3 protein-coding genes, 1 pseudogene and 1 other annotated feature are annotated in these 4,661 nt (G+C 65.0%); of the genes and pseudogenes, 1 reads left to right on the plus strand and 3 read right to left on the minus strand.

Translation table 11 applies throughout. The features are described from left to right. The first annotated feature begins 265 nt into the window (after positions 1-265). Positions 266-919, plus strand: a complete 654-nt coding sequence (locus FHG71_RS22740) for a VPLPA-CTERM sorting domain-containing protein (protein WP_139084054.1) — start codon at positions 266-268, stop codon at positions 917-919. Positions 920-1,076: 157 nt separating this feature from the next. Here FHG71_RS22740 and FHG71_RS22745 read toward each other — a convergent pair whose 3' ends face one another. The 3 genes and pseudogenes from FHG71_RS22745 to FHG71_RS22755 all read right to left on the minus strand — a co-directional run bounded on the left by FHG71_RS22745 (position 1,077) and on the right by FHG71_RS22755 (position 4,441). Further along, a complete protein-coding gene (locus FHG71_RS22745) occupies positions 1,077-1,928 on the minus strand; it encodes a universal stress protein (RefSeq protein ID WP_139084056.1) in 852 nt (283 codons plus the stop codon). Positions 1,929-1,944: 16 nt separating this feature from the next. Continuing rightward, on the minus strand, positions 1,945-3,435 hold the full coding sequence (locus tag FHG71_RS22750; RefSeq protein ID WP_139084057.1) for a SulP family inorganic anion transporter: 1,491 nt from the start codon (positions 3,433-3,435) through the stop codon (positions 1,945-1,947). A gap of 76 nt (positions 3,436-3,511) precedes the next feature. After that, positions 3,512-3,567: a sequence feature (sul1 is cis-regulatory element that is thought to sense ions involved in sulfur or methionine metabolism; They are found in Alphaproteobacteria), on the minus strand. 50 nt (positions 3,568-3,617) lie between these two features. Next, positions 3,618-4,441 (minus strand): annotated as a pseudogene (locus FHG71_RS22755) (IS5 family transposase). Between the last annotated feature and the right edge of the window lie 220 nt (positions 4,442-4,661).

Raw genomic sequence — 4,661 nt, forward strand, 5'->3', positions numbered from 1 at the left:
CATGGTCGCCCAGATGGACGCCCCGAAGCCCTGCGCGAGCCCCTCCGCTCAAGCGTTGCGCAATGACGCCCAACCGATCGCAAGCTCGTTGCTTCTATAATCCTGACCTAGGGAGTTGCTCGGATGGCTTATGGAAAACAGACAGAGCATTGTCCACCAGACGGTCGCGAGCAAGGGCGAGCAAGCCGTGACAAACCACTGGACTCGAAACACAATTCCGCCACATTCTCCGGTTGAGGCGCAGGGGGCGCCGCAGGAGACCATCATGAAGGCATGGCTGGGCGCTGCGGCGCTCATGACGACGGCATGCGCGGCCGATGCTGCGACATGGACAATAATTGGCGCGGAGGGAACGACATCGACCCACACCGCCGATGGCGTCACCGCCGACGCTGGCGACCGTTGGGTTACAGGGCTCATGACGGATGGCGGCACGCCCTACGCTCGGCAACTGACCTTCACGATGACGGGCCGCTTTGATGCCGTGGGCTTCGACTTTACGCCGGTCCGGTGGAACTACCAGATCTGCACAGAGGACCTGACCACAGGCGAAACAGTGACCTGCGAGAGCAACACCTACGACAACGTTCTAGTCCAAGGCATCCGGGATGGCGGCATCATTGCGACCAGCACGTTCAGGATGATCGATCTTGCTGAGATTGGGATGACCGGTCGCTACACGTTTGCTGACGAGTTCCAGAATCTGGACGCGCTACTGATTGGCTTTACACCCGTCCCATGGCCGATCGATCCGGGAAAGTACGCGAACTGCGGCAACCCTTGCTCGCAGTTCTATGTCAACCGCCTGGATTTGAAGTCACCGGACATTCCCGCCCCTGTGCCGCTCCCGGCCAGCTTGCCACTCTTGAGCGCGGCGCTTGCCGGGCTTATGGGCCTCCGGCAGCGTCGGCGGACGTGAAGTTCACCTTCTGACGGATCGGCGTTGATCCTGGTTGCGAAGATCATGAAAGGCTTTGCAGCGGGACCGCTTTGTTCGCTCTATAGCAGTTAGGAGCACCTATCAAAACCAGCGGATTAGCGAAGGCCACCGCAGGGTGGACCCACTGCTCGATGCCTCACCGGTAGAGCAGCACGGGGATGCGGCAGGCCTGGATCATGGCCGTGGTGGTCGAGCCGATGATGAGGTTGCGAATGCGGGAGTGTCCGTAGGCGCCCATGACGAGGAGATCGAAGCCCTCGGTCTCGACCTTGCGCCTCAGCGCCACTTCCGGATCGCCGCTCACAACCTCGGAAGCCACGGAAAGACCTGCGGCCTCGAGCGTCGCGCGCGCCTCGTCCATGCGCGCCAGCAACTCACGGCTCGACTCGCCCGCGTGGACCATGGTGACCGAAAGGCCCTGGAACACCGGGCTGCCGGCCATGCGCTCAATGGCTCTGCGGGCGCTCTGGCTGGCGTCGAACGCCACGATCACCCTGGCAATGGGTCGGAAGGCGCGGCATGCCACCAGCACCGGCACATGGACGCTGCGCACCACGCGCTCCAGGTTGGAGCCCACGTGCCCGGCGGCGAAGTCGGCGGCCTCGCCGCGCTTGCCGATGACGATAGCCCGGACCTCCGGCTCCAACACCGCGACCGCCTCCAAGAGGTCGCCCTGGCGCAGGCGTGCGGTTACGGGCCTGATGCCGTCCTTCTCCAGGATCGTCTTGGCGTCCTCCAGGATGGCGCGACCCTTGGCCTGCGCGAGCTTCGCACGTTGTGCGTCGAGTTGCGCGAGGTCCTCCAGGAGTGCCGTCCGGGCGCCTAGGCGCAGCGCGGCCGAAAGGTCGCCCGTCGGCACCTCGCGTCGGCCCAGCACATGCAGGAGATCCACCCCTGCGTTGAGGCGCGCAGCCGCCCAAGCGGCATGATGGCAGACACTCTCGGAGTAGATGGAGCCATCCACCAGGGCGAGGATCTTGTCGGTCATGCGGGCGTCCTCCCTCTCAATGCGCCATGAGCTTGTCGAGTGCGCCCGGCTTGTCGTGCTGGCCCAGGCGGTCGACGATGGTTTCAGAGGCTTCGTTCAGGCCCACGACCTGCACCTCCGCCCCGTCACGGCGGAACTTCAGCACAGCCGTGTCGAGCGCGGCCACCGAGGAGATGTCCCAGATGTGCGCGCGGCTAACGTCGATGGTGACCCGCTCCAGCGCCTCGCGGAAGTCGAAGGCGCGCAGGAAATCTTCGACGCTGGCGAAGAAGAGCTGACCTTCGACGACATAGGTCCGCTCGCGCCCGTTGGAACTGAGCGTGGAGGTCACCCGGAAGAGCTGGGCGATCTTGGCCGCGAAGAAGATGCCCGACAGGAGCACCCCCACCAGCACCCCGATGGCGAGGTTGTGGGTCCAGACCACGGTCGCGACCGTGGCGAGCATCACGATCGAGGAGGAGGCCGGGTGCGTCCGAAGCGCCTTGAGCGAGGACCAGGAGAAGGTGCCGACCGAGACCATGATCATGATGGCCACCAGTGCCGGCATGGGAATGACGCTCACCCAGTCGCCGAGGCCCACCACCAGGATCAGGAGGAACACCCCGGCTACGAAGCACGACAGCCGCCCGCGCCCGCCCGACTTCACGTTGATCATCGATTGCCCGATCATAGCGCAGCCGGCCATGCCGCCGATGAAGCCGGTGGCGAAGTTCGCGAGCCCCTGGCCGATGCACTCCTGGTTGCGGCTCGAGGTGGTGTCGGTGAGCTCGTCCACGAGGTTCTGGGTCATCAGGCTCTCGAGGAGCCCCACCACGGCCACGGCGGCGGAGTAGGGAAAGATGATGGTCAGCGTCTCGAAGCTGAGAGGCACGTCCGGGAGCAGGAAGACGGGCAGCGTGTCGGGGAGCTCCCCCATATCGCCCACCGTGCGCACGTCCCAGCCCATGAAGAGCGTGAGCGCGGTGAGGACAATGATGGTCACGAGGGGCGATGGGATCGCCTTCGTGAGGCGTGGAAAAAGGTAGATGATGCCCAGCCCGGCTGCCACAAGTGCGTAAGTCAGCAGACCGACACGGGCCGGGTCGAGCTCGGGCAGCTGGGCCATGAAGATCAGAATCGCGAGCGCGTTGACGAAGCCCGTCATCACCGAGCGGGAGACGAAGCGCATGACCGCGCCGAGCCGCAGGAGCCCCGCTCCGATCTGAAGAAGACCTGCCAGCACGGTGGCGGCGAGCAGGTACTCCAGCCCGTGGTCGCGGACAAGCGTGACCATCAAGACGGCTGTGGCGGCGGTGGCGGCTGAGATCATGCCCGGGCGACCGCCCGCGATGGCGCTGATGACGGCAATGGAGAATGAGGCGTAGAGCCCGACTTTGGGATCCACGCCCGCAATGATGGAAAAGGCGATCGCCTCGGGGATGAGGGCCAACGCCACGACGAGCCCCGAAAGAAGGTCGGCGCGAATGTTGCCCAGCCATTCCTGGCGGTAGGCATCAAGGGAGGTCATGAGAGTTCAACGTTCAACGCAGGCCCGACCGACCTGAGCCTCTGAAGGCGGCCGGCAGCTCGGATCAGGTCTTGTCAGTTGTCCGGCGGATCGGCGGCCGGAAGAGCCACCCGGAGTTTCACCGGGTCCAGTCGAATGTGCGTCTTTTAGGCCAAGGCATCGACAAGGAGCAACCCCGAGAGTCATGCCGAGCATGCGACCTCCAAAACTTGGTAACAGAACCACTTCGGATACAGTCCGGCAGATTACGAAGCCGGCGAGGGAGAGAAACGCCTCGTGGATCTCGGCCCTGAGTTCGTAACGGACGGTGAGGCGACGGAAACGGCTGAATCACGCCAAGGTGTGCTCCATCACCCAGCGGTGCCGGTCTAGGCGCTCGCTGCTGTCCACCCCAGGTCGGGCGATCCAGGCCTTGATCCGACGCTGGCGCAGAGCCGCGCAGCAGCGGGGCGCATCATGGGCTTTGTCGGCATGCAGCTTGGCCGGGCCCCTGCGGGGCCGCCCCCGCCCTTGCCGGATTGGCGGCACCGCATCCATTAGGTCCATGAGGATGCGACGGTCGTGAACGTTGGCGGCCGTGAGGTGGACGACAAGCGGGACACCCTGACCGTCGGTGACAGCATGTCTCTTTGAGCCCGGCCGGCCTCGGTGCGTGGGGCCACGTAGGTCTTCTCGCCCCCTCTTTTGCCGCCTTGGACGCGTTGTCGAGGCACGCGCGACGCCAATCGATAGCGCGTGCTCGCCAAAGGCCGATCCAGCAGGACACGATGATGCCGATCCCAAACCGCTGCTTCCTGCCACTCCCGCAATCGCCGCCAGCAGGTCATGCCCGAACCGCTGCCCACCTCCTTGGGCAGCACCTCTCAAGGCGGGCCCCCAACGCGGCACCAGAAGGATTCCGGACAAGGCCGCCCGGTCCGGCAATCGCGGTCGGCCACCTTTGGGCTTGGGACGCTCGGCCGGCAAGAGCGGCCTTCAGATCATCAGGAAGGAGAGGTCTCGCCATGCCGCTGGAATCGACACGGCATCACCTCGGTTCCAGGTTCTGCTAGGCGCTGAAGGTCTGACGGTCGCCTCGGCGATGCCGGAGCAGACCAGCATACGGGGGGTGCGCGGCATCTATGGCGGTCATGTCTCTGTTTGCCAGCGAGGTGTAGGTGGCTGCGGACGTGATTACCCGGGCGAAGCCGTCTGACCTGCTCCCCGGGTCTGGGCCACCCGGCTGG

This window comes from Rubellimicrobium roseum (assembly GCF_006152145.1).
Taxonomy (GTDB): domain Bacteria; phylum Pseudomonadota; class Alphaproteobacteria; order Rhodobacterales; family Rhodobacteraceae; genus Rubellimicrobium; species Rubellimicrobium roseum.